Genomic DNA, 991 nt, shown 5'->3' with positions numbered 1-991 from the left:
CTCGCCGCGGCGCCCTCGGACTGGACCGCGTACCGCGTGGTCTCGGTCTTCGTCGCGCTCACCGCGCTCGCCGCTGCCGCGGCCATATGCGTGCTCGCCGTTGAGCTCCCGCACAACTTCGCGCTCGAGCAGGTCAACGCACGCACGGTCTTCGTCGAGTGGGAGCTCCTGTACGCCGCGCTTGTGGGCCTCTACTTCCTGGGGCAGCGGCACGCGGTCTTGCCCTCGCTCGTCCCGGTGGCGAGTATGGGCATCGGCGTGGCCGAGCATTTCGTGTTCCTCTTTAAGGGGCAGCCGATCCAGCCGGGAGACATGCTCGCCATCGGCACCGCGGCCGCGGTGTCGGACGGCTACGTGTACACGCTGTCCGCTCAGTGCCTGTGGGGGCTCACCGCAGGCGTGGCGGCGCTGCTTGTGTGCGTCGTGTTGGCGCGCTTTCGCCGCCGGCCCGAGCACTTCAGCGACGCGTGCTTCTCGCCTGCCCACAGGAACGCGGGCATCCTTGCGAACGCGATCGCCGGCGCGGCCGTGCTCGCGTGCATCGTGTCGAACGTGACCGGCGTGGACTACTGTTCCTCGTACGGCATCACCATCAACTCCTGGTACATCGTGGAGAGCTACTCGACCCAGGCCTACATCCCCACCTTCATCGCCGCCTGCCAGCTCATGCAGCCGACGAAGCCCGAGGGCTACAGCGCGAACGGGGGAGAAGCCCTTCTTTCCAGCTTTGAGGCGGCCTACGACTCGTCCGACGACGCGCTCGGCCTCGCCCGCGGCGCCGCGGAGGCGCAGTTCGCCCAGGAGCGCCCGAGCGTGGTCGCCGTGATGAACGAGACGTTCTCCGACCTTTCCATCTTCGACGGCATGCACGCGGGCTACACCGGGCCCGAGTACTTCAACTCGATGGCCGACTGCGCGCGGCGCGGACGACCCGCTGGTGGACGAGTACGTCTCGCTGATCCGACACTTGGACGAGGACCTGGAGTACTTC

General features: G+C 67.9%; 1 pseudogene. It reads left to right on the top strand.

Annotated features, from left to right (window positions below):
- Nucleotides 1–991: pseudogene (locus ACT84W_RS10220) on the top strand (hypothetical protein); the annotation flags it as partial.

The sequence above is a fragment of the Paratractidigestivibacter sp. genome, assembly GCF_052362415.1.
Classification (GTDB): Bacteria; Actinomycetota; Coriobacteriia; order Coriobacteriales; family Atopobiaceae; genus Paratractidigestivibacter.
This window is presented reverse-complemented; position numbering and strand designations above follow the sequence as displayed.